The 19,387-nt window shown below is 74.1% G+C and carries 18 protein-coding genes and 1 tRNA gene; 4 read left to right on the forward strand and 15 right to left on the reverse strand.

Going from position 1 to position 19,387, the window contains the following annotated elements; genetic code table 11:
• The first annotated feature begins 156 nt into the window (after nucleotides 1–156).
• Genes PYV61_RS06720 through dapF form a run of 4 tightly spaced genes read left to right on the forward strand, consistent with a single transcriptional unit; the run spans nucleotide 157 to nucleotide 5,176 of the window.
• Nucleotides 157–1,131 carry a lysylphosphatidylglycerol synthase domain-containing protein gene (locus PYV61_RS06720; protein ID WP_275829644.1) on the forward strand — a complete coding sequence of 325 codons (975 nt, stop codon included), beginning with the start codon at nucleotides 157–159 and terminating at the stop codon, nucleotides 1,129–1,131.
• Nucleotides 1,118–3,586 (forward strand): YfhO family protein, encoded by a 2,469-nt coding sequence (locus PYV61_RS06725; protein ID WP_275829646.1) that lies wholly within the window; start codon nucleotides 1,118–1,120, stop codon nucleotides 3,584–3,586. Before PYV61_RS06720 ends, PYV61_RS06725 begins: the two co-directional genes overlap by 14 nt.
• Entirely contained in the window at nucleotides 3,579–4,352 is a 774-nt protein-coding gene (locus tag PYV61_RS06730) for a polyprenol monophosphomannose synthase (RefSeq protein WP_275829648.1), read from the forward strand. Before PYV61_RS06725 ends, PYV61_RS06730 begins: the two co-directional genes overlap by 8 nt.
• Complete coding sequence (gene dapF / locus PYV61_RS06735; RefSeq protein ID WP_275829651.1) at nucleotides 4,352–5,176, forward strand: diaminopimelate epimerase; 825 nt, start codon at nucleotides 4,352–4,354, stop codon at nucleotides 5,174–5,176. The genes PYV61_RS06730 and dapF overlap by 1 nt, the downstream gene beginning before the upstream one ends.
• A 220-nt stretch (nucleotides 5,177–5,396) precedes the next feature.
• Here dapF and PYV61_RS06740 read toward each other — a convergent pair whose 3' ends face one another.
• The 15 genes from PYV61_RS06740 to murJ all read right to left on the reverse strand — a co-directional run.
• Nucleotides 5,397–6,032 carry a tetratricopeptide repeat protein gene (locus PYV61_RS06740; RefSeq protein WP_275829653.1) on the reverse strand — a complete coding sequence of 212 codons (636 nt, stop codon included), beginning with the start codon at nucleotides 6,030–6,032 and terminating at the stop codon, nucleotides 5,397–5,399.
• Between the two features lie 84 nt (nucleotides 6,033–6,116).
• Nucleotides 6,117–6,190: transfer RNA gene (locus tag PYV61_RS06745), tRNA-Arg, on the reverse strand.
• Nucleotides 6,191–6,269: 79 nt separating this feature from the next.
• The gene (locus PYV61_RS06750; RefSeq protein WP_275829655.1) at nucleotides 6,270–6,809 is read right to left on the reverse strand and encodes an adenine phosphoribosyltransferase; all 540 of its coding nucleotides are present in this window, start codon (nucleotides 6,807–6,809) and stop codon (nucleotides 6,270–6,272) included.
• Nucleotides 6,810–6,812: 3 nt separating this feature from the next.
• On the reverse strand, nucleotides 6,813–7,091 hold the full coding sequence (locus PYV61_RS06755) for an acylphosphatase (protein WP_275829657.1): 279 nt from the start codon (nucleotides 7,089–7,091) through the stop codon (nucleotides 6,813–6,815).
• A 7-nt stretch (nucleotides 7,092–7,098) separates the two neighbouring features.
• A complete protein-coding gene (locus PYV61_RS06760) occupies nucleotides 7,099–7,755 on the reverse strand; it encodes a protein-L-isoaspartate(D-aspartate) O-methyltransferase (RefSeq protein ID WP_275829659.1) in 657 nt (218 codons plus the stop codon).
• Nucleotides 7,740–8,501, reverse strand: a complete 762-nt coding sequence (surE, locus tag PYV61_RS06765; protein ID WP_275829661.1) for a 5'/3'-nucleotidase SurE — start codon at nucleotides 8,499–8,501, stop codon at nucleotides 7,740–7,742. The genes PYV61_RS06760 and surE overlap by 16 nt, the downstream gene beginning before the upstream one ends.
• 39 nt (nucleotides 8,502–8,540) lie before the next feature.
• A complete protein-coding gene (locus tag PYV61_RS06770) occupies nucleotides 8,541–8,981 on the reverse strand; it encodes a MerR family transcriptional regulator (protein WP_275829663.1) in 441 nt (146 codons plus the stop codon).
• Between the two features lie 4 nt (nucleotides 8,982–8,985).
• Nucleotides 8,986–9,984, reverse strand: a complete 999-nt coding sequence (locus PYV61_RS06775) for an NAD(P)H-dependent glycerol-3-phosphate dehydrogenase (RefSeq protein WP_275829665.1) — start codon at nucleotides 9,982–9,984, stop codon at nucleotides 8,986–8,988.
• Nucleotides 9,981–10,592 (reverse strand): glycerol-3-phosphate 1-O-acyltransferase PlsY, encoded by a 612-nt coding sequence (gene plsY / locus PYV61_RS06780; protein WP_275829667.1) that lies wholly within the window; start codon nucleotides 10,590–10,592, stop codon nucleotides 9,981–9,983. The genes PYV61_RS06775 and plsY overlap by 4 nt, the downstream gene beginning before the upstream one ends.
• A 5-nt stretch (nucleotides 10,593–10,597) precedes the next feature.
• Nucleotides 10,598–11,935 (reverse strand): ribosome biogenesis GTPase Der, encoded by a 1,338-nt coding sequence (gene der / locus PYV61_RS06785; protein WP_275829669.1) that lies wholly within the window; start codon nucleotides 11,933–11,935, stop codon nucleotides 10,598–10,600.
• Nucleotides 11,932–13,281 carry a DUF512 domain-containing protein gene (locus PYV61_RS06790; RefSeq protein ID WP_275829671.1) on the reverse strand — a complete coding sequence of 450 codons (1,350 nt, stop codon included), beginning with the start codon at nucleotides 13,279–13,281 and terminating at the stop codon, nucleotides 11,932–11,934. Before PYV61_RS06790 ends, der begins: the two co-directional genes overlap by 4 nt.
• A 63-nt stretch (nucleotides 13,282–13,344) precedes the next feature.
• Complete coding sequence (larC, locus tag PYV61_RS06795) at nucleotides 13,345–14,535, reverse strand: nickel pincer cofactor biosynthesis protein LarC (RefSeq protein ID WP_275829673.1); 1,191 nt, start codon at nucleotides 14,533–14,535, stop codon at nucleotides 13,345–13,347.
• Nucleotides 14,532–15,707 carry a threonine synthase gene (locus PYV61_RS06800; protein WP_275829675.1) on the reverse strand — a complete coding sequence of 392 codons (1,176 nt, stop codon included), beginning with the start codon at nucleotides 15,705–15,707 and terminating at the stop codon, nucleotides 14,532–14,534. Before PYV61_RS06800 ends, larC begins: the two co-directional genes overlap by 4 nt.
• A gap of 51 nt (nucleotides 15,708–15,758) precedes the next feature.
• Nucleotides 15,759–17,657 carry an excinuclease ABC subunit UvrC gene (uvrC, locus tag PYV61_RS06805; protein WP_275829677.1) on the reverse strand — a complete coding sequence of 633 codons (1,899 nt, stop codon included), beginning with the start codon at nucleotides 17,655–17,657 and terminating at the stop codon, nucleotides 15,759–15,761.
• The coding region (murJ, locus tag PYV61_RS06810; protein ID WP_275829679.1) for a murein biosynthesis integral membrane protein MurJ at nucleotides 17,654–19,387 on the reverse strand (1,734 nt) is incomplete at its 5' end. The genes murJ and uvrC, both read right to left, overlap by 4 nt.

Consider the following 19,387-nt stretch of genomic DNA (forward strand, 5'->3'; position numbering starts at 1 on the left):
CGACGCGTTCGGCGCCGCGCTCGCGCGCCTGGTAGGCGACCCCGCCCGCGCCGCGCGCCGCGGCGCCGGAGCGCGCGAGGTCGCGCTCGCGCGCTTCGCGCCGGAGGCGGTCGCGGCGCGCTACCTCGCGATCTACGAACGGGTGCGGGGGACCACGTGAGGCTTCCGGGACCGCGCGCGCGCCGCGTGCTCGCGTGGCTCGCCACGCTGGCCTTCGTCGCCTTCGTGCTGTGGAAGGCGTCGGAGGACCTGTCCGCGAACTGGGCGCGGGTCGAGGCGCGCGCGAGCTCGCTCGACCCGTCGTGGGGGCTGGTCGCGCTCTCGACGCTGCTGGTCCTGGCGACCTACGCGCTGCTCATCCACGCCTGGCGCTCGCTGGTCGCCGCCTGGGGCGCCCCGCTCGGCTTCCGCGACGCCGCGCGGATCTGGACCGTGTCGAACCTCGGGCGCTACCTGCCGGGGAAGGTCTGGTCGATCGCCGCGATGGGGTTGATGTCCCGGCAGGCCGGCGTCCCCGCCGGTGCGGCCTCGGGCGCGGCGGTCGCGGGCACCCTGGTGAACATCGCGGCCGGGTTCGCGGTCCTGCTCCTCACCGGCCTGCCCGTGCTCCGCTCGCTCACCGCCGGGTCGGAGTCGCTCGCCGTGGCCGTCGCCGGCGCGATCACCGTCGGCCTCCTGGCGCTTCCGTTCCTGCTCGGGCCGCTCATGCGTCGGGCGGCGCGCCTGCTCGGGCGCGACGTCCCCGTCCGGGAGGCACCGCGCCCGGTGCTCTGGCTGGTGGTGCTCGCCAACGTCGCCGCCTGGGTCGGCTACGGGCTCGCCTTCGGGGTGCTGGCGCGGGCACTCCTGCCCGGGTCCGCTGGTAATTGGTTGGGGTACGTCGCAGTTTTCACCGGCTCCTACCTCGCGGGCTACCTCGTGCTCTTCGCCCCCGGCGGCATCGGGTTCCGCGAGATCGCGATGGTGACCGCGCTGACCGGCCTGGGGCTCACGTCGACCGTCGACGCGTGGCTCCTCGCCGCGGCGTCGCGCCTCTGGCTGACCGTCCTCGAGGTCGCGCCCGGGGTGCTCTTCCTCGCGCGCGACGCGACGCTCCGTTTCCCGCCCTCCGCACCCGATGTCCCGACCTGAAGCCGCGAGCGCCGCCGCGGCGGCCGCCGTGCCGGCGCGCCGCCCCGGCCCGACGCGCGCGTCCGCCGCCCGCGCCGAGCGCGGCGAGCCGGGCGCGCCCGCGCTCGCGACGCCGGCGCGCCCCACCCTGTGGGCGGCCGCGACGTACGCCGTGGCGACGCTCCTGCTGGCGTGGCCGGCGCTCCTCGGGCGGTTCCTCGTCAACCCGCGCAGCGACCAGTACATCGCCGGCTTCGCGTTCCGCGAGTTTGCCGCGACGGCGCTCAAGGAGACCGGTTCGATCCCGCTCTGGAACCCGTACCTGTTCGGCGGGATGCCGTACGTCGCCGCGATGCACGGCGACATCTTCTACCCGACCTTCCTGCTCCGCGCCGTGCTCCCGGCGGACGTCGGGATGACGTGGGGCATGGTCCTGCACGTGTTCCTCGCGGGGCTGTTCACCTTCGCCTTCCTGCGCGCCGTCGGCGTCGGCTTCCACGGCGCCCTGGTCGGGGGGCTCGCGTACCTGCTGGGCGGCAACCTCGCCGGGCTCGTGTCGCCCGGCCACGACGGCAAGATCTTCATCGCCGCGCTCCTGCCCCTGGTGCTGCTCATGGTGCAGCGCGGCGTGCGCGAGGGGCGTCTGTGGGCCTGGGGCGGGCTGGCGCTGGCGGTCATGCTCGCCGTCCTCACCCCGCACCCGCAGCTGCTGCAGTACCTGCTGCTCGTCGCCGGCGCGTGGGCGCTCTTCTGCGCGTTCTCCCGCGACGGGGAAGGGGAGGCGCTGCCCCGGCCGATGGCGCTGCGCCGACTCGGGCTCGCCGCGGTCGCGGTGGGCGCCGGCATGCTCGGCGGCGCGGTCCAGTTCTGGCCGGTGCTCGAGTACACCCCCTGGTCGCCGCGCGCGGGCGGGAAGGGGTGGGAGCACGCGATCTCGTACTCGATGCCGCCGGAGGAGCTGGTCAACACCTACCTCCCGCAGTTCTCGGGGGTGCTCGACGCCTACACCGGGCGCAACGGGATCCACTTCCACAGCGAGTACATCGGCGCCGCGGTCCTCGTGCTCGCCGGGCTCGCGTTCGGGGCGGCGGCCGGCCGCCGCAAGTTCCTCTGGTTCTGGACCGGCACGCTCGTCGTCGCGACGCTGTGGGCCCTCGGCGGCTTCACGCCGTTCTACCACCTGGTGTACGCGCTCGTCCCCGGGACCAAGTTCTTCCGGGCGCCGAGCACCATGCTGTACGTGGTCGCGTTCAGCGTGGCCGTGCTGGCGGCGCTCGGCACCGAGCGCGCGCTGACGCTGCGGTTCCGCCCGCGATACGCCTTCGCCTGGCTCGGCGTCGCCGCGCTGGTCGCGCTGCTCGCGACGGGCGGGATGCTGACGAACATGGCGGCGAGCTTCGCGCAGCCCGGGGACCCGCGCGTCGACGCGAACCAGGGCGCGCTGACGCTGGGCGCGTGGCGGTCGTTCCTGGCGGTCGCCGGCGTGGCGGGGCTGCTCCTCGCGCTGCGCGCCGGGCGGATGCCGGCGCGCGCCGCCGCGTGGGGACTGGCGGCCGTGGTCGGGCTCGACCTGTGGTCGGTGGCGCGGCTCTACTGGAACTGGTCGCCGCCGGCGGCGCAGCTCTACGCGAGCGACCCGACGATCGAGTTCCTGAAGCAGCAGACCGACTCGGGGCGCGTGATCGCGACGCCGCTCAGCCAGGAGGGGCTGACGCCGCGCGATCCGTTCCTCACGGGCGACGCGCTGATGGTCCACCGCGTCCGCCAGGTCCTCGGCTACCACGGCAACGAGCTCGGTCGCTACCAGCAGCTCTACGGGATCGACGCCGGCGCGCAGAACATCGCCAATCCGAACTTCTGGCGCCTCGCGAACGTCCGCTTCTTCCTGACGAACACCGCGGAGCTGCCGATCGAGGGCGCCACGCGCGTCGCCGGCCCGGCGCGCAATGCAGTCGGCTCGATGAGCTACGTGTACCGCCTGCCGGGCGACAACCCGCCGGCCTGGGTCACGCCGATCGCGATCAAGGCCGACGACCAGAGCGTGCTCGCGACGGTGCTCGACCCGCGGTTCGACGTGGGGCGCGCCGCGCTGTTCGACACCGCCGCAGCCGTGGCGACGCAAGCCGTTCCGCAGCAACTACCTGCGCCGCTCGACCTGCCGGTCCGCGTGACGTCGCGGGCGCCCGGCCGGATCGCGCTGTCGCTCGCGCAGCCCGCACCGGCGGGCGCTGCGCTCGTGGTGTCGGAGAACTACTACCCGGGGTGGACGGCGAGCGTCGACGGGCGGTCGGTCCCGGTCGGCCGCGCCGACTACTCGCTGATCGGCGTCGGGCTGCCGGCCGGGGCGCGCGAGGTCGTGCTGACGTTCACCAGCCCGCGCGTCGCCACCGGGAAGGCGATCTCGCTGGCCGTGCTCGCCGGCTCGCTGCTGGCCATGGCCGCGGGCGCCGCGATGGAGCGCCGACGCCGTGTCTGAGGGCGCCTCGCCGGGGGAACCCAGCGCGGGCCCGCCGCCGGGCGGGGCGGGGCGCGCGCTCGTCATCATCCCGACCTACAACGAGCGCGAGAACGTCGTCCGGATCGTCGAGCAGGTGCTCGCCCAGGACGCACGACTCGACGTCCTCGTGGTCGACGACAACTCGCCGGACGGGACGGGCCGCATCGTCGACGAGCTGTCGGCGACCAACGCGCGCGTCCACGCGCTGCACCGGGAGAAGAAGCTCGGGCTCGGCACGGCGTACCTCGCCGGCTTCCGCTGGGCGCTCGACCGCGGGTACGCGTTCGTGTTCGAGATGGACGCCGACTTCTCGCACGACCCGGCGCACCTCCCGCAGTTCCTGGAGGCGATCGAGCAGGCCGACCTGGTGCTCGGCTCGCGCTACCGGTTCGGGAAGGTGACGGTCGTCAACTGGCCCATCTCGCGCCTGATCCTCAGCTACTCGGCGAACATCTACGCGCGGATCGTCACCGGGCTGCCGCTGTTCGACGCGACCGGCGGCTTCAAGTGCTTCCGGCGCGAGGTCCTCGAGTCGATCGACCTCACCAAGGTCCGCTCCAACGGCTACGCCTTCCAGATCGAGATGAGCTTCCGGGCCTGGAAGAAGGGCTACCGGATCGTCGAGATCCCGATCGTGTTCGTCGACCGGACCGAGGGGGAGAGCAAGATGTCGAAGCGGATCGTGCGCGAGGCCGTCTGGATGGTCTGGCGGCTCCGCTGGTGGGCGCTGACCGGACGGGTCTGATGCCGGCCGCCGGGCGCCCGTTCTTCAAGATGTGCGGGTCGGGGAACGACTTCGTCTTCTTCGACGCGCGCGCCGAGCCGGCCGGCGCCCTCGCCGGCGAGGCGGAGATCCGGCGGCTGTGCGCCCGCGCGACCGGGATCGGGGCCGACGGCGTGGTCTTCGTCGAGCCGTCGGCCGTGGGCGCCGTCCGGATGGCGTACTACAACAGCGACGGCTCGCGGGCGACGCTCTGCGGGAACGCGACGCTGTGCACGACGAGCCTCGCGGTCGAGCTCGGCGCCGCTCCGGCCTCCGGCTTCGTGATCGAAACCGACGCCGGCCCGATCCGCGCCCGGATCCGGAACGGCCAGCCCGAGATCGAGCTGCCGGCCCTCCGGGCGCTCACCCCGGACGCGGCGGGGATCGCCGCCGAGCCCGGGGAGGCGCGGATCGGGTTCGCGGTGGCCGGCGTGCCGCACCTGGTCGTGCGGGTGGCGGACGCCGAATCGGTGGACCTGCCGACCCGCGGCCGGGCGCTCCGGTTCGATCCCACGCTCGAGGCCGGCGCCAACGTGAACTTCGTCTCGCCGGCCGCCGGCGGGCGGTGGCGGATGCGGACCTACGAGCGCGGCGTCGAGGGCGAGACGCTCGCGTGCGGGACCGGCGCCGTGGCCTGTGCGGCCGTGCTCGCCGCGTGGTCCGAGGTCGGCTCGGCGGTCGAGCTCGTCACGAGCTCCGGCCGACTGGTGACCGTCACGCCGGCCGTGGAGCCGCTCGCCGGGCGGCCGACGCTGGCGGGCGAGGGGCGCCTCGTGTTCGCCGGCCGCCTGGGCGATCTGGGCTGAGCCGCGCGGCTCGCACTGTCGCCTCGCTGGCGGCTGGGAGGGGACGGCGGACCATCCACACGGAGATCTCCCCAGGTAATCCACAGTCGCACTTTACATAACATATATTATACGACACAACCTCCAGACGTGGTGGCGGGGTCGTGGCGTCTGCTCCACCGACGCAGAACGCCCGGATCGGCGTGCGATCCGGGCGCTCGATGACTGCGGAACTCGTGGGTCAGCTCGCCGGCTTGCCCGCCAGCTCGCCCAGCCGGACCCGCGCCTCGTCGGCCAGCGGGCTCGACTCGTTGCGCGACAGCTCGGTCCAGATGCGCTGCGCCGCCGCCGCGTTGCCGGCCGTCTGGTACGCGCGGGCGGCGTTCGCCCGCAGCTCGTCGCGCTGCCCGATCGGCGACTCCGCGGCCGCCTCCTCGTACAGCTTGGCCGCCTCGGCGGCCTTGCCCAGCCCCTCCTGGCCGCCCGCCATCAGGACCTTGGTGCTGGTGCGGAGCGAGGCCGGCGCGTCGGCCGCCTTCAGGACATCGACGCCCGCCTGATACTTCCCCTGCTCGTAGAGCACCTGGGCCAGCAGCAGCCGCGCCTGGGCACCGCCCGCGGTCCCCTGGAACCGGTCGGCCACCGACCGCAGCTCGCGCTCCGCGCCGGCGAGGTCGTTCTGGGCGATCGGCGCCTGCGCCTGGAAGTACGCCGCCTCCGCCCGAGCAGCCTTGCCGTCCGCGCTGCTCTTCCAGAAGAACGCGCCCGCGCCAAGCGCCGCCACGACCAGCGCCCCGATGGCCAGCGGACGGCTCCGGCCCCGGGCCCAGTCCTGCAGCTGGTCGGTGGTGTCCTCGAACGAGGATTCGGAGGGCACGGCGGGGGTGCGGGTGGAGGAAGCCATGGGAGGTGACGCGCGAACTGAGGGTGATGCGCCGGCCGGCGCGACGAGCGCCCCGGATGCCCCCGGCAGGACTCGAACCTGCGGCCAACGGTTTAGGAAACCGCTGCTCTATCCACCTGAGCTACGGAGGCGCCGGGCCGAGCTCGGCCTCGGTGAAGCGGCGAAGCCATTGAAATTAGCCGACCTGGCGGCAGGCCGCCACGGCTGCTCCTACCCCGCGAGGCGCACCAGGCTCCGCTCCGGACGCCCGCCGAGCCGCGCCCGGCCGTCGAGGAAGTCGAGCGCCAGGAGGAAGGCGCACCCCACCACGGTGCCGCCCAGCCCCTCGACCAGCTCGCAGGCGGCCGCGGCCGTGCCCCCCGTCGCGAGCACGTCGTCGACCACGAGGACGCGGTCCCCGGCGCAGGCGTCGAGGTGCGCCTCCAGCCCGTCGGTGCCGTACTCCAGCGCGTAGTCCACCCGGCGCCGCTGCCACGGCAGCTTCCCCGGCTTCCGCAGCGGGACGAAGCCGACCCCGAGCCGCTGGGCTATCGGCGCGGCGAGGATGAAGCCGCGGCTCTCGACCCCGGCCACCCGGGTGACCCCCGCCCCCTCGTACCACGCGGCCATCGCGTCGGTGGTGGCGCGGAAGAGCGCGCCGTCCGCCAGCAGCGGGGTGACGTCCTTGAAGCGGATCCCCGGCTTCGGGAAGTCGGGCACGTCGCGCAGCGCCGCCAGCACGCGCGCCTCCAGCGGTCCGGAATCTCGCATCGGTCAGTCGCGCAGGATGTCGAAGGGTCCGGCCGGCGGCGGGTCGAGCGGCGGCAGGTCGGCCACGGCGGCGACACGGGCGCCCTGGGGGCCACGCGCGAGCGCCGCGCGGAGCGCCGCCAGCGCGTCCGGCTCGCCGGACGCCGCGACCTCGACCGCGCCGTCCGGGAGGTTCCGCACCCAGCCGGCGAGTCCGAGCCGCGTCGCCTCCTCGCGCACGAACCAGCGGAAGCCGACGCGCTGGACGCGCCCCTCCACCCGGACGTGCAGCGCGTCGCTCACCGCCGGCTCACTGCTGCCAGCCGTGGGCGCCGAGCAGCGGGACGAAGCGGACCGGCCCGACGTCGCGCCGCTCCAGCGCCCCGCCGCGCTTCGTGAACACGCACAGGGTCTGCTCCTCCCGCGTCCCGATCGGGATCACGAGCCGCCCGCCCTCCCCCAGCTGCTCGGCGTACGGGAGCGGGACGTCGGGTGAGGCGGCGCCGACCACGATCCCGTCGTACGGCGCGTAGTCGCGCCAGCCGAGCGTGCCGTCGCCGAGGAGGAGCGAGACGTTGCGCACGTCGAGCTGCGCCAGCACCTCGCGCGCGCGGTCGAGCAGCGCCGCGACGCGCTCGATGGAGAACACCTGCTCGGCGAGGTTCGAGAGGAGCGCGGTCTGGTAGCCCGAGCCGGTGCCGATCTCGAGCACCCGCTCGCGCCCCGTCAGCCGCAGCTCCTGCAGCGACCGCGCGTGCACCGACGGCTGCGAGATCGTCTGCTGGTTGCCGATCGGGAGGGCGGCGTCCTCGTAGGCGCGGTGCGCGACCCCCGTCGGGACGAACACGTGGCGCGGCACGAGGTCGAACGCCCGCAGCACCGCGAGGTCGGTGATGCCGTTCGCCTGCAGCGTCTCGATGAGCCGCCGGCGCGCGCCCCGGAACTCCGGCCCTACAGCGCCCGCCACCAGGACTCCGCGCTGCTCAGGCGCACGTAGTGCGTGAGGTCGAGGTGCAGCGGCGTCACCGACACGTACCCGTCGCGGATCGCCTGGAAGTCCGAGTCGGGCTCGCCGCGCCATTCGGCCGACCCGCCGCCGATCCAGAAGATCTCGCGCCCCCACGGGTCCTTCATGGGGGTGATCGAGTTGGAGTAGACGCGACGCCCGAGGCGCGTCAGCCGCACCCCCTTCACCTCCTCCGACGGCACCGGCGGGAGGTTCACGTTCAGGAGCGTGTCCCTGGGGAAGTCGGGGAGCGTCAGCAGGTGCTTCAGCAGGTCCGACAGGAGCCCGACCTGCGACGCCAGGCGCTCGGGGTCCGCGCGCAGGTCCCCCCACGCATACGACACGGCGATCGCCGGGATCCCGAGCGAGAGCCCCTCCATGGCCGCGGCGACCGTCCCGGAGTACAGGACGTCCTCCCCCATGTTCTGCCCGTGGTTCACGCCGCTGAGCACGAAGTCCGGTCGCTCCGGCATCAGCGCCTCGACGGCGAGCATCACGCAGTCGGTCGGCGTGCCGTCCACCTGCCAGCGACGCTCGCCGCGCCGCACCGGGCGGAGCGGGTGGTGCAGCGTCAGCGAGTGGCTGGTCGCGCTCTGCTCGCGGTCCGGCGCCACGACGTAGACCTCGCCCAGCGGCTCGGCCGCCTGCGCGAGCGTCTCCAGCCCGGTGGCGAGGATTCCGTCGTCGTTCGTGCAGAGCAGGCGCATCGGCGTGGGGCGTGGGATCGGGTCGTGGTCGGCGCGAATCTAACCGGTCGGCGCCGCGGTCGCGTTCGCCGCCGGGCGCACGGCGGGGACGCCCGCGGGAGGCGTGGCGGCGCGGACGGGCCGGCGGCCCTCGAGCACCTCGAGGATCTCGCGCAGCTCGCGCTCGACCGCCTCGACCGTGTCCCGCGCCAGCGCCGAGCGGGCGGCGGCGCGCAGCTCGCCGCCCTTCCGGTGCGAGTCGAGCCGCTGGCGCGCGCCCTCGATGGTGTACTTCTCGGCGTACAGCAGGTGCTTCACGAAGAGGATCAGCTCCACCTCGCGCCGCGCGTAGACGCGGTTCCCCGACCGGTTCTTGGCCGGGCTGAGGACGCGGAACTGCGTCTCCCAGTAGCGCAGCACGTGCGGCTTGAGGTCGGTCATCTCGCAGACCTCGCCGATCGAGAAGAACTCCTGGACCGGGTCGCGCTCCGGCTTCGGCATGCGCTCAGTCCTGCTCCGCGCGCAGCTCGCGCGTCATGAGCTCGGCCACCGCGTGGCGCACCGGCGTCCCCTCGAACAGGATGCGGTGCACGGCGTCGACGATCGGCATCTCGATCCCCTGCCGCCGCGACAGCGCCCGCGCGCTCTGCGCGTTCAGCACCCCCTCCGCGACCGTGTCGCGCCCCGCGAGCACCTCGTCGAGCGTGCGCCCGCGGCCGATCTCCTCGCCGACGCTCCGGTTGCGACTCAGCGATCCGGTGCACGTCAGCACGAGGTCCCCGAGCCCCGCGAGCCCGGCGAACGTCGCCGGCTGCGCGCCGAGCGAGACGCCGAGGCGCGTCATCTCGGCGAGCCCGCGCGTGATGAGCGCGGCGCGCGAGTTGAAGCCGAGCCCGAGCCCCTCGAGGATCCCGGTCGCCACGGCCATCACGTTCTTGAGCGCCCCGCCCAGCTCGACGCCCGTCACGTCGCCGTGCGTGTACACGCGGAACTCGGCGGAGCTGAGCGTGCGCTGCACGAGCGCGGCCGCGTCGGCGGCGTCGGACGCGGCGACCACCGCGGTCGGCTGGCGCGCCGCGACCTCGGCGGCGAAGCTCGGCCCCGAGAGCGCCACCACCGGACGGCCCGGCACGCAGTCGGCCACGACGTCGGTCATCAGCGCGAACGTCTCGCGCTCGATTCCCTTGGTCGCCACGGCGAGCACCGCGTCGCGCGCGACGGCGTCGGCGGCCGCGGCGGCGACCGGCCGCAGCACGTGCGACGGCGCGACGTAGACGACCAGCGCGGCGCCGTCGACCGCCGCCCGCATGTCGTCGGTCGCGCGCAGCGACGGCGCGAGCGCGACGCCGGCGAGGAACCGCTCGTTGACGTGGCGGGCGTTCACCCCCTCGACCACGTCGGGCTCGCGCGCCCACAGCGCGGTGTCGTGCCCGTTGCGGGCGAGGAGGTCGGCCAGCGCCGTCCCCCACGCCCCGCCGCCGATGACCGCCGCGCGCGTCGTCACGGCGCCGGCTTCGGGCGGCGGAAGCCGTGCTCCTCGCCGCGGCGCAGCCGCCCGATGTTGGCGCGGTGCGACCAGAACACGAACGCCGCGATCGCCACGCCGAGCGCGAACACCGGCGCGCGCACGCCGACCGTCGCGGCGAGCGCGATCACCAGCACGACGGCCGCCGTGAGCGATCCGAGCGAGACGTAGCCGCTCGCGGCCAGCACGACGGCGAACGCCAGCAGCGCGACGCCCGTCGCCGCCGGCGCGAGGCCGAGGAAGACGCCGGCCGCGGTGGCGACCCCCTTCCCCCCTCCCCCGCCCCGCCCGAGCAGGAAGATCGGCTTCACGTGGCCGACGATCGCGGCCAGCCCGTACGCCATGGCCCAGTGGCCGGGCGCGGCGAACCAGGCCGGGAAGAAGAACGCGGGGACGAACCCCTTGAGCGCGTCGAACAGGAACACGGGGACGCCGACCTTCCAGCCCAGCACGCGCAGCGCGTTGGTGGCGCCGAGGTTCCCCGAGCCGTGCGCCCGGAGGTCGACGCCCCTGGCGCGCCCCGCGAGGTACGCCGCGGGGACGGAGCCGAGCAGGTAGGCGGCGAGGAGGCCGAGGGCGGGGTGCACGCCGGTCACTCGCGGACGCGGCGGTGGTCGGTGTCGGGCGCGTTCTTGTGGCGCATGACGATCCGCAGCGGCGCGCCGGTGAAGCCGTGCGCCGCGCGGAAGCCGTTGTGCAGGTAGCGGATGTAGTGCTCCGCGACCGCGTCGGGGTTGTTGCCGAAGATCGCGATCGTGGGCGGCGCGGACTGCACCTGCGTGCCGTACAGGAGCCGGACCTCGCGGCCGGCGGCCTGCGGCGGCTGCAGGCGCTGCACGAGCGTCTCCAGGGTGTCGTTCACCTGCGAGGTCGGGATCCGCTTGCGCCACTCGGCCTCGACCTCGACGATGGTGTCGAGGACGCGCGTGACGCGCTGCCCGGTGAGCGCCGAGGTGAAGATCCAGGGGACGAAGGCGAGGTACGGGACCTTCTCGATCGCCTCCTTCTTGAACTTGTCGGCGGTCTTGTCGTCCTTCTCCTTCAGGTCCCACTTGTTGACGATCATGATCAGCCCGCGCCCGGCCTCCCAGGCCAGCGTGGCGATCTTGAGGTCCTGGTTCTCGAGGCCGAGGACGGCGTCGATCATCAGCACGCAGATGTCGGCGCCCTCGATCGCGCGGCGCGTGCGCAGCGACGAGTAGAACTCCACCCCGTCGTCGATCTTCGACTGGCGGCGCAGCCCGGCGGTGTCGACGAAGATCAGGTCGCGGCCGTGGTACTTCATCGGCGTGTCGATCGAGTCGCGCGTCGTGCCGGCGACGTCGGTGACGACCAGCCGCTCCTCGCCCAGCAGGCGGTTCACGAACGACGACTTGCCGACGTTGGGGCGGCCGATGACGGCGACGCGGAGCGCCTCCGGCACGTCCTCCTCCTGCGCCGGCAGCCGCTGGGTGATCTCGTCGAGCAGGTCGCCGGAGTTCGTGCCGTTGGCCGCCGACACCGGGATCGGGTCGCCGGCGTTGAGGCGGTAGAACTCGTAGAAGTCGGAGCTCTGCGCGTTGTCGACCTTGTTGGCGACCAGCAGGAACGGCTTCCCCGACGCCCGCAGCAGGTCGACGACGCGGGCGTCGCTCGGGTGCACGCCGACGCGGGCGTCGGCGACGAAGAGCAGCAGGTCTGCCTCGTCGATCGCCTGCAGCACCTGCTTCCGGATCTCGACGTCCATGGGGACGTTCGAGTCCTCGACCAGGCCGCCGGTGTCGACGAGCCAGAAGTGGTGGCCGGCCCACTCGGCGCGCGCGAAGTGCCGGTCGCGCGTGGTGCCCGCCTCCTCGCTGACGATCGCCTCGTGCTCCCCCACCAAGCGGTTGAACAGGGCGGACTTGCCGACGTTCGGGCGTCCGACGAGGGCGACGACGGGAAGGCTCATGCGGCGGTCGGGAGTGCGGGCTCGCCTTCGTGCGCGAGGACGTCGATGAAGTCGTACGACGGATAGACGGGCATCGGGAGCGACTCCCGGACCACCACGAACGGCTCGTCGTCGAGGAAGACGCCGGCCTCGTTGACGCACTCGGCCGGGATCAGCGCCAGGTCGAGATCGGCGCGCCCGTCGAGGGCTCGGCGGATGTCCGCGCCGACGAGCAGCCCGGCGGTGGTGGTGGTCGGCCCGAACAGCGAGTTCTCGACCGGGATCAGCTCGAAGCGCGCCCCGGTGCGCTCGGTGAGCCGGTCGAGCAGCTCCGGCATCAGCGGCGCCATGGAGACGCCGGTCACCACGCCGATGCGCCGCCCGTCGAGGCGCGGCAGGGCGTCGAGCCCCTCGGCCACGCGCTGGCGGAGGGCGGTCACCGCGCCGACGCCGTTCTCGATCTGGGCGAACTCGCCGTAGTGCTCGGGCTCGGGGAGCGGGATGCCGGCCAGCAGGTACAGCTCGTCGGAGCCGAACACCCACCGGTCGTCGCGCTCGGCCAGCGCGCGCGCCTCCCACCGGTGCACGGCGTCGAGGATGCGGCCCGAGTTCACCGCGTCCATGGGCTTCCCCGTGTACAGGTGCGAGAACTGGGTGACGCCGACCGGGACGAGCGCGACCGAGAGCACGGCGTCGCCGAGGGCCCACAGGTCGGCCAGCGACTGCTCCAGCACGTCGCCGTCGTTCAGCCCGGGGACGATCACCATCTGGCAGTGGTACTGGATCCCGCCCTCCTTCAGGCGGGTCAGCTGCTCGACGACGTTGGGGACGCGCGGGTTGTTGAGCAGGACCTTGCGCGCCTCCCACGGCGTGGCGTGCACCGAGACGTAGAGCGGCGACAGCCGGTACTCGATGATGCGCTCGAAGTCGCGGTCCTTGAGGTTGCTCAGCGTCGCGAAGTTGCCGTAGGCGAACGACAGGCGATAGTCGTCGTCGCGCACGTACAGCGGCTTGCGCAGCCCCTTCGGCAGCCCCTCGATGAAGCAGAACTCGCAGCGGTTCGCGCAGCGGCGGATCGTCGGCGGCTCCAGCTCGATGCCGAACGACTCGCCTTCGGGGCGCGCGACCTCGAGGGTCACGCGCGTGCCGTCGGCGTGCGTCGCGTCGACGACGAAGGCGTCCTCGGCGCTGAGGAACTCCCAGTCGATGAAGTCGGCGAGCTCACGCCCGTTGACGGCGTGCAGCTGCGCGCCGGGGCGGATGCCCAGCGCGTCGGCGATGCTGCCGGGCTGCACTCTGGAGACGCGGACCACGTTGTTCGCCTGCTGGACCTCTCGGACATGGAACGGGGAAGGCGCGTCGTCCACGCCTTCCCCCGGGCTCCAGCAAGCTAGGAGATCAGAGAGCCGAAATCAAGCAGCCACTACGACTTACCCCTGCTCGGCTCGGGCCGCCTCGACGGCCGCCCGGGCCAGCTCGGCCGCCGGACGGCCGGTCGCCCGGGCGGCCGCCGCCACGTCGTCGTGCTCCGCCTTGTAGCGCGTCGCGCCGTCGGGCGTGCGGCTCGCCTTCACCGCGATCCGCTGCCCGTCGACGGTCGCGACGACGCGCGTGCGCGGCAGCGCGCGTCGTGCGACGCTCGAGTGCCGGACGCCGATCGTAGTGGTGTGCACGAGGATGCGCGACTCCAGCTCGCGCGCGTCCTCCGGGCGGGCGAGCACCTCGACGCGCACGCCCGGACGCCCCTTCTTCATCACCGTCTGCAGCAGCACCACGTCGAGCGCGCCCGCGTCGCGCAGCGCCTCGGCCGCGTCGGCCAGCGCCTCGCCCGGCATGTCGTCGACGTCGGCGGCGAGCACGACCAGCGACTCGTGCGCGTCCGACGGCGCATCGTCGGCCTCGGCCAGGATCACGCGCAGCGCGTTGGCGCGATCGTCGAACTCCTTGGTGCCGGCGCCGAACCCGCTGCGCCGCGGGACGTACTCGCGCGGGGCCGGCCCCGCCGAGAGCACGCGGGCGAGCGCCGCGCCGGTGGGCGTCACCAGCTCCCCCGCCCCGTCGGGTCCGGGGCGGACGCGCAGCCCCTCGAGGATGCGCATCGTCGCGGGGGCCGGGACCGGGAGGACGCCGTGCGCGGCGCGCACGAAGCCGTCGCCGAGCTGGATCGGCCCGCAGTGCACGCGCGTGACGCCGAGCAGGTGCAGCCCCCACACGCCGCCGACCACGTCGAGGATCGCGTCCACCGCCCCGACCTCGTGCAGGTGGACCTTCTCCACCGTCGTGCCGTGGATCTCGGCCTCCTGCTCGGCGATGAGCGTGAACACGCGGTCCGCCGCCTCGCGCACCGGCTCGGGGACGACCCCCGTGGCCGCGATCATCTTGCGGATCCCCGACAGGTGCCGGCCGTGCGGCTGCGGCGGGATGTCGAAGTCCACCTTCACGCAGCCGATGCCGACGCGCTGCACCGCGCGGACGTCGACCGTCACGCCGTCCAGCCCCAGCGTGGCGGGGAGCGCCTTCAGCCAGTCGGGATCGAGCCCGACGGCGACGAGGGCGCCGAGCAGCATGTCGCCGGCGATCCCGCTATACGGGTCGAGGATCGCGATCGTCCCACGGCTCATGCGGCCGCCGATCGCGGCAGGTCCTCGCCCTCGCGCCGGTACGAGGCGCCGCTGCCGGTGTTGAAGACCACGACCTCCGCCGACGCGTCGAGGCGCCCGGCGCGCACCAGCGCCTGCACCGCGGCCAGCGCGCACCCGCCCTCGGGGGCGGCGTCGATGCCGGTCGCCTCGGCGAGCGCGCGGGTGGCGGCGCGCGTCGTGTCGTCGTCGATCGCGACGGCGTCGCCGGCGCTCTCGCGCAGGGTGCGGAGCAGGAGGCGGTCGCCGAGCGGGCCGGGGACGCGCAGCCCGGCGGCGTACGTCTTCGGGTCGACCCACGGCTCGGCGCGGTCGGCCCCGGCCTCGAAGGCGCGCACGATCGGCGCGCAGCCGGCGCTCTGGGCGACGACCATGCGCGGGAGCTTCACGTCGGCGGGGAGCCACCCCCACTCGCGCATCTCGCCCAGCGCCTTCCAGATGCCGACCGTGCCCTCGCCGCCGCCCGTCGGGTAGACGATCGCGTCGGGGACGCGGCCGCCGAGCTGCTCGACCAGCTCGTAGCCCATCGTCTTCATCCCCTCGACGCGATACGGCTCGCGCAGCGTGCTGACGTTCATCCAGTCGCTCTCGGCGGCGAACGCCGTGGCCAGCTTGCCGGCGTCGCCGATGTGCCCGTCGACGAGCTGCAGGTCGGCGCCGAGCGCGGCGATCGTCATGAGGATCGCGGGCGGCGTCGTGCGCGGGGCGTAGACGCGCACCGGCAGCCCGGCCGCCGCGGCGTAGGCGGCGATGGCGGCGCCCGCGTTGCCGGCGGTGGGGACGACGACGCCGACGGCGCCGAGCGCGCGCGCCCGCGTCAGCGCGGCGCTCATCCCGCGGGCCTTGAACGACGCGGTGGGGTTCTGCCCCTCGTCCTTGACCCACAGGCGGCGCACGCCGACCTGGCGCGCCAGCGCCGGCGCGTCGACCAGCGGCGTCAGCCCCTCGCCGAGCGTGACCGGGGCCTCGCCGTCGCGCAGCGGGAGGACGGGGGCGTAGCGCCAGAGGTTCCAGTGCTGCGGCGCGCGGACGTCGGGGGCGACGCGGTTGTAGCGCGCGAGCAGCGGCTGCCCGCAGGCCGGGCACACCGAGGCCGCGGTGACGCCCGGCTGCGCGTGGTCGCACGCCGAGCAGTGAAGGGTCCAGGAGGGCACGGGCGTGGGGGCTGAGGTCGGCGTGAAGGCTAACCGCGCGCCCCGCGCCCGTCAGGTGCCGCCGGACGGCTTGGTGGGGTCGCTGTCCGCCAGCCCCGCGAGCAGCTTGCGCGCGCTCGCCTCCGTCCAGCCGGGGAGCTCGGCCACCTTCTCCGGCGAGGCCTCGCGCAGCCCCTGGATGCTGCCGAAGTGCTGCAGGAGCTGTCGGCGCTTCACGGGACCGACCCCGGGGATCTTCAGCAGCTCGGAGGTCACCGTGCGCACGGTGCGCCGCTTCCGCTGGAAGGTGAGCGCGAAGCGGTGCGCCTCGTCGCGCGCCTGCTGCAGCATCCGCAGCGCCGGCGAGCGGCGCGGGATGCGCAGCGGATCGCTGCGCCCCACGACGAACACCTCCTCCTCGCGCTTGGCCAGCGAGATGAGCGGCAGCTCCAGCCCCACCGCGTCGAGCGCCTCCCTGGCCGCGTTGAGCTGCCCCTTGCCGCCGTCGATCACCACGAGGTCGGGGAGCGGGCGCTGCTCGTCGACGCGGCGCCGGAAGTACCGCCCCACGACCTCGCGCATCGACGCGAAGTCGTCGATCCCGACGACCGTCTCGACCTTGAACTTGCGGTACTCGGCGCGCTTGGCCCGCCCGTTCTCGAACCAGACGCACGACGCGACGGTGTCGGTGCCCTGCGCGTGGGAGATGTCGAAGCAGACCAGCGAGCGCGGGACCTTCTTCATCCCCAGCTCGCGCTGCAGCTCGTACACGGGGTCGGCCGCGCGCTCGTCGGACTCGAGCGTCGCGAGCTTGAACTCCTCCAGCAGGTGCCGCGCGTTCTGCTCGGCGAGGTCGACGAGCTGCCGCCGCGAGCCGCGCTGCGGGACGACGACGCGCGTGCGCTCCAGCGACTGCTCCAGCACCTCGCGGTCCTCGAAGTCGAACGGCACCAGCAGCTCGGCGGCCCGCTCCTCGCTCCCGAGGTAGCTGCGGGCGAGGAAGGCGGAGAGCACGTCGGCGTCGTGGTCGCCGTCGATGTTCTCGAGGAAGCGGTGGTCGCGCGCCAGGAGCTTGCCGCTGCGGATGCGCATGATCGCCACGCACGCGTCGTCGCCGTCGCGGGCGAAGCCGACCACGTCGCGGTCGCCCCCCTCGACTTCCATGACGACGGTCGGCTCCTCCATCCGCTCGAGGTGACGCAGCGCGTCGCGCAGCTCGGCGGCCCGCTCGAAGTCGAGGTTCTCGGCCGCCTCCGCCATGCGCGCGTTGATGCGACGCCCCACCTCGGCCGTCTTGCCGTCGAGGAAGACGAGCACCTCGTCGATCATCGCCCGGTAGTCCTCGCGCGTCTGGTTGAGGATGCAGGGGGCCTTGCAGCGCTTGATCGCGAAGTCGAGACACGCGCGCTCGGGCATCTCGCGCGGCATGTCGTAGTTGCACGACCGCACGGTGAAGATGCGCTTGACCACGTTGAGCGCGCGGCGCATGGCGCCGACGTCGGTGTACGGGCCGAAGTAGCGCGCGCCGTCGCTCTGCAGCCGGCGCGTGACGAAGACGCGCGGGAACGGCTCCTGGACGGTGACCTTGATGTACGGGTACGACTTGTCGTCGCGCAGCGCGATGTTGAAGCGCGGCCGGTACTCCTTGATCAGGTTCGCCTCGAGGATCAGCGCGTGCGCCTCGGTGGGCACGACGATCGTCTCGAGGTCGCGGACGTTGCGGACGAGCCCGCGCGTCTTGGGGCTGGTCGCGTGGTCGCTGGCGAAGTAGCTGCGCACGCGCGACCGGAGGCGCTTGGCCTTCCCCACGTACAGCACCGTCCCCGCCTCGTCCTTCCAGAGGTAGACGCCCGGGGACTCGGGGAGGTGCGGCAGCTTGGCGGCGACGGATTCGGGCGGCGCGATCATCGGGGTGTAGTACCCGTCGGGGTCGGTCGCGTTCTCGGCACGACGCAGGCCGTCGTCGCTCACGCGCGCCCCCGCCGGCCGCGGCGGCCCTTCAGCTTCGCGACGATGGTCGCGCTCTCCCCCTCCCCGAGCGCCGCGGTCAGCGCCAGGTACGCGGCGCCGAACGTCCCGCAGACGACGGCCGCCACCGCCAGCCGGCCGGGCCCCGTCGCCGGCACGCCGACCGCGCCGACCGCCAGCTTCGCGCCCCACGAGGCCGGGGCCGACCGCGCCGCCGCGTCCCACAGCTTGGCCGTCGCCGCCGGCGGGATGCGCACCGCGCCGACGCGCCGGGTGAGCGCCGCGCGCAGCAGCGAGAACTCGAGCCAGCCGACCAGCCCGGCCGACGCCGTGAGCCCGACCGTCCCCCACCGCGGGTCGAGGCCGACGATCCGCGGCAGGTGGCGCGCCGCCAGGTACCCGAGGACGAGGTTGAGTCCGATGCGGACCAGCGCGAACCGCAGCGGCGTCCGCGTGTCGCGCAGCGCGTAGAACGTCGACGCGTAGAGACGCCCCTGCGTCGCCGCCAGCAGCCCGACGGTCGAGCCGGCGAGCGTGGCCCACACCCACCGCACGTTCTCGGGCGAGAACCGCCCGTAGCCGAACACCGCGCCCGCGATCACGTCGCCCAGCGCGAGGAACGCCGCCGCCGAGGGGATCACGAAGTAGGCGATGCGCCGCAGCGACCGCGCGAGCCGCTCGCGCAGCTTCGCGCAGACCTCGTCGTCGGCGCCGTGGAGGCTGGCCATCGCCGGCAGCTCGGCGGCGGTGACGGCCATCCCGAACAGGCTCCCCGGCAGCAGGTAGAGCGTCTGCGCGTTGGTGAAGATCGTGACCGCGCCGCGTCCGACCAGGCTGGCCAGGCTGTTGTCGATGTAGGCGCTGATCTGCGTGACGCCGCGCCCGACGAGCACCGGGCCGAAGCCGCGCAGCACCTCGCGCACGTGCGGGTCGCCCCCGCCGAGCGACGCGCGCAGCGCCGGCGCGACGCGGCGGACGGTGGGCACCTGCACCAGCAGCTGCAGCGCGCTGCCGGCGACGGCCGCCCACGCCAGCGTCGTCGCGAGCCGCGCGTCGGTCTCGCGCCCGCCCCACCAGAGCAGCGCGCCGATGATCGTGAGGTTCCACGCCACCGGCGACAGGTACGAGAGCAGGAAGCGGCGATGGCTGTTGAGGATCCCGAGGCACCACGCCGAGCCGACGAGCAGCCCGATCCCAGGGAAGACGATGCGCACGAGCTGGATGGTCAGCTCGCGTGTCGGCGCGTCGAACCCGGCCGCCACCGTGCGCACCAGCAGCGGCGTGGCGAGGATGCCGCCGAGCGTGAGCACGGCGGTGACGATCGCCAGCAGCACCCCGACGGCGCCCGCCACCCGGTCGGCCGCCTCGTGCTCGTCGCGGCCGAGCAGTCGCGCGTAGACGGGGATGAACGACGCCGACAGCACCCCCTCGCCGAAGAGGTTCTGCAGGAAGTTCGGGATGCGCATCGCCGCGTTGTACGCGTCGGCCGCGGCCCCCGCCCCGAGGTAGTGGCTGAACGTGCCCTGCCGCACGAGCCCCAGGATCCGCGACGCCAGGATCCCGAGGCCGACCAGCGCCGCCGCGAGCCCGCCGCCCATCTGCGGGCGGGCGGCGCGCGGCGCCGACGGCGTCGGGTCGACCACGCCGGGCGCCTCCCTGGCGGGCGCCGGGCCGCCGGCGCTCACGCCCCGCCGCGCGGGAAGTCGGAGGCCAAGCGGTCTTAGGAAGACAAA

This window comes from Roseisolibacter sp. H3M3-2, assembly GCF_029211165.1.
Lineage (GTDB): Bacteria > Gemmatimonadota > Gemmatimonadetes > Gemmatimonadales > Gemmatimonadaceae > Roseisolibacter.

What these genes read in the sequence shown, in the direction of transcription:
- PYV61_RS06725 (WP_275829646.1), top strand. Translation starts at nt 1,118, where the DNA reads ATGTCCCGACCTGAAGCCGCGAGCGCCGCCGCGGCGGCCGCCGTGCCG.
- dapF (WP_275829651.1), top strand. Translation starts at nt 4,352, where the DNA reads ATGCCGGCCGCCGGGCGCCCGTTCTTCAAGATGTGCGGGTCGGGGAAC.
- PYV61_RS06750 (WP_275829655.1), bottom strand. Translation starts at nt 6,809, where the DNA reads ATGCGAGATTCCGGACCGCTGGAGGCGCGCGTGCTGGCGGCGCTGCGC.
- surE (WP_275829661.1), bottom strand. Translation starts at nt 8,501, where the DNA reads ATGCGCCTGCTCTGCACGAACGACGACGGAATCCTCGCCACCGGGCTG.
- PYV61_RS06770 (WP_275829663.1), bottom strand. Translation starts at nt 8,981, where the DNA reads ATGCCGAAGCCGGAGCGCGACCCGGTCCAGGAGTTCTTCTCGATCGGC.
- der (WP_275829669.1), bottom strand. Translation starts at nt 11,935, where the DNA reads ATGAGCCTTCCCGTCGTCGCCCTCGTCGGACGCCCGAACGTCGGCAAG.
- larC (WP_275829673.1), bottom strand. Translation starts at nt 14,535, where the DNA reads ATGAGCCGTGGGACGATCGCGATCCTCGACCCGTATAGCGGGATCGCC.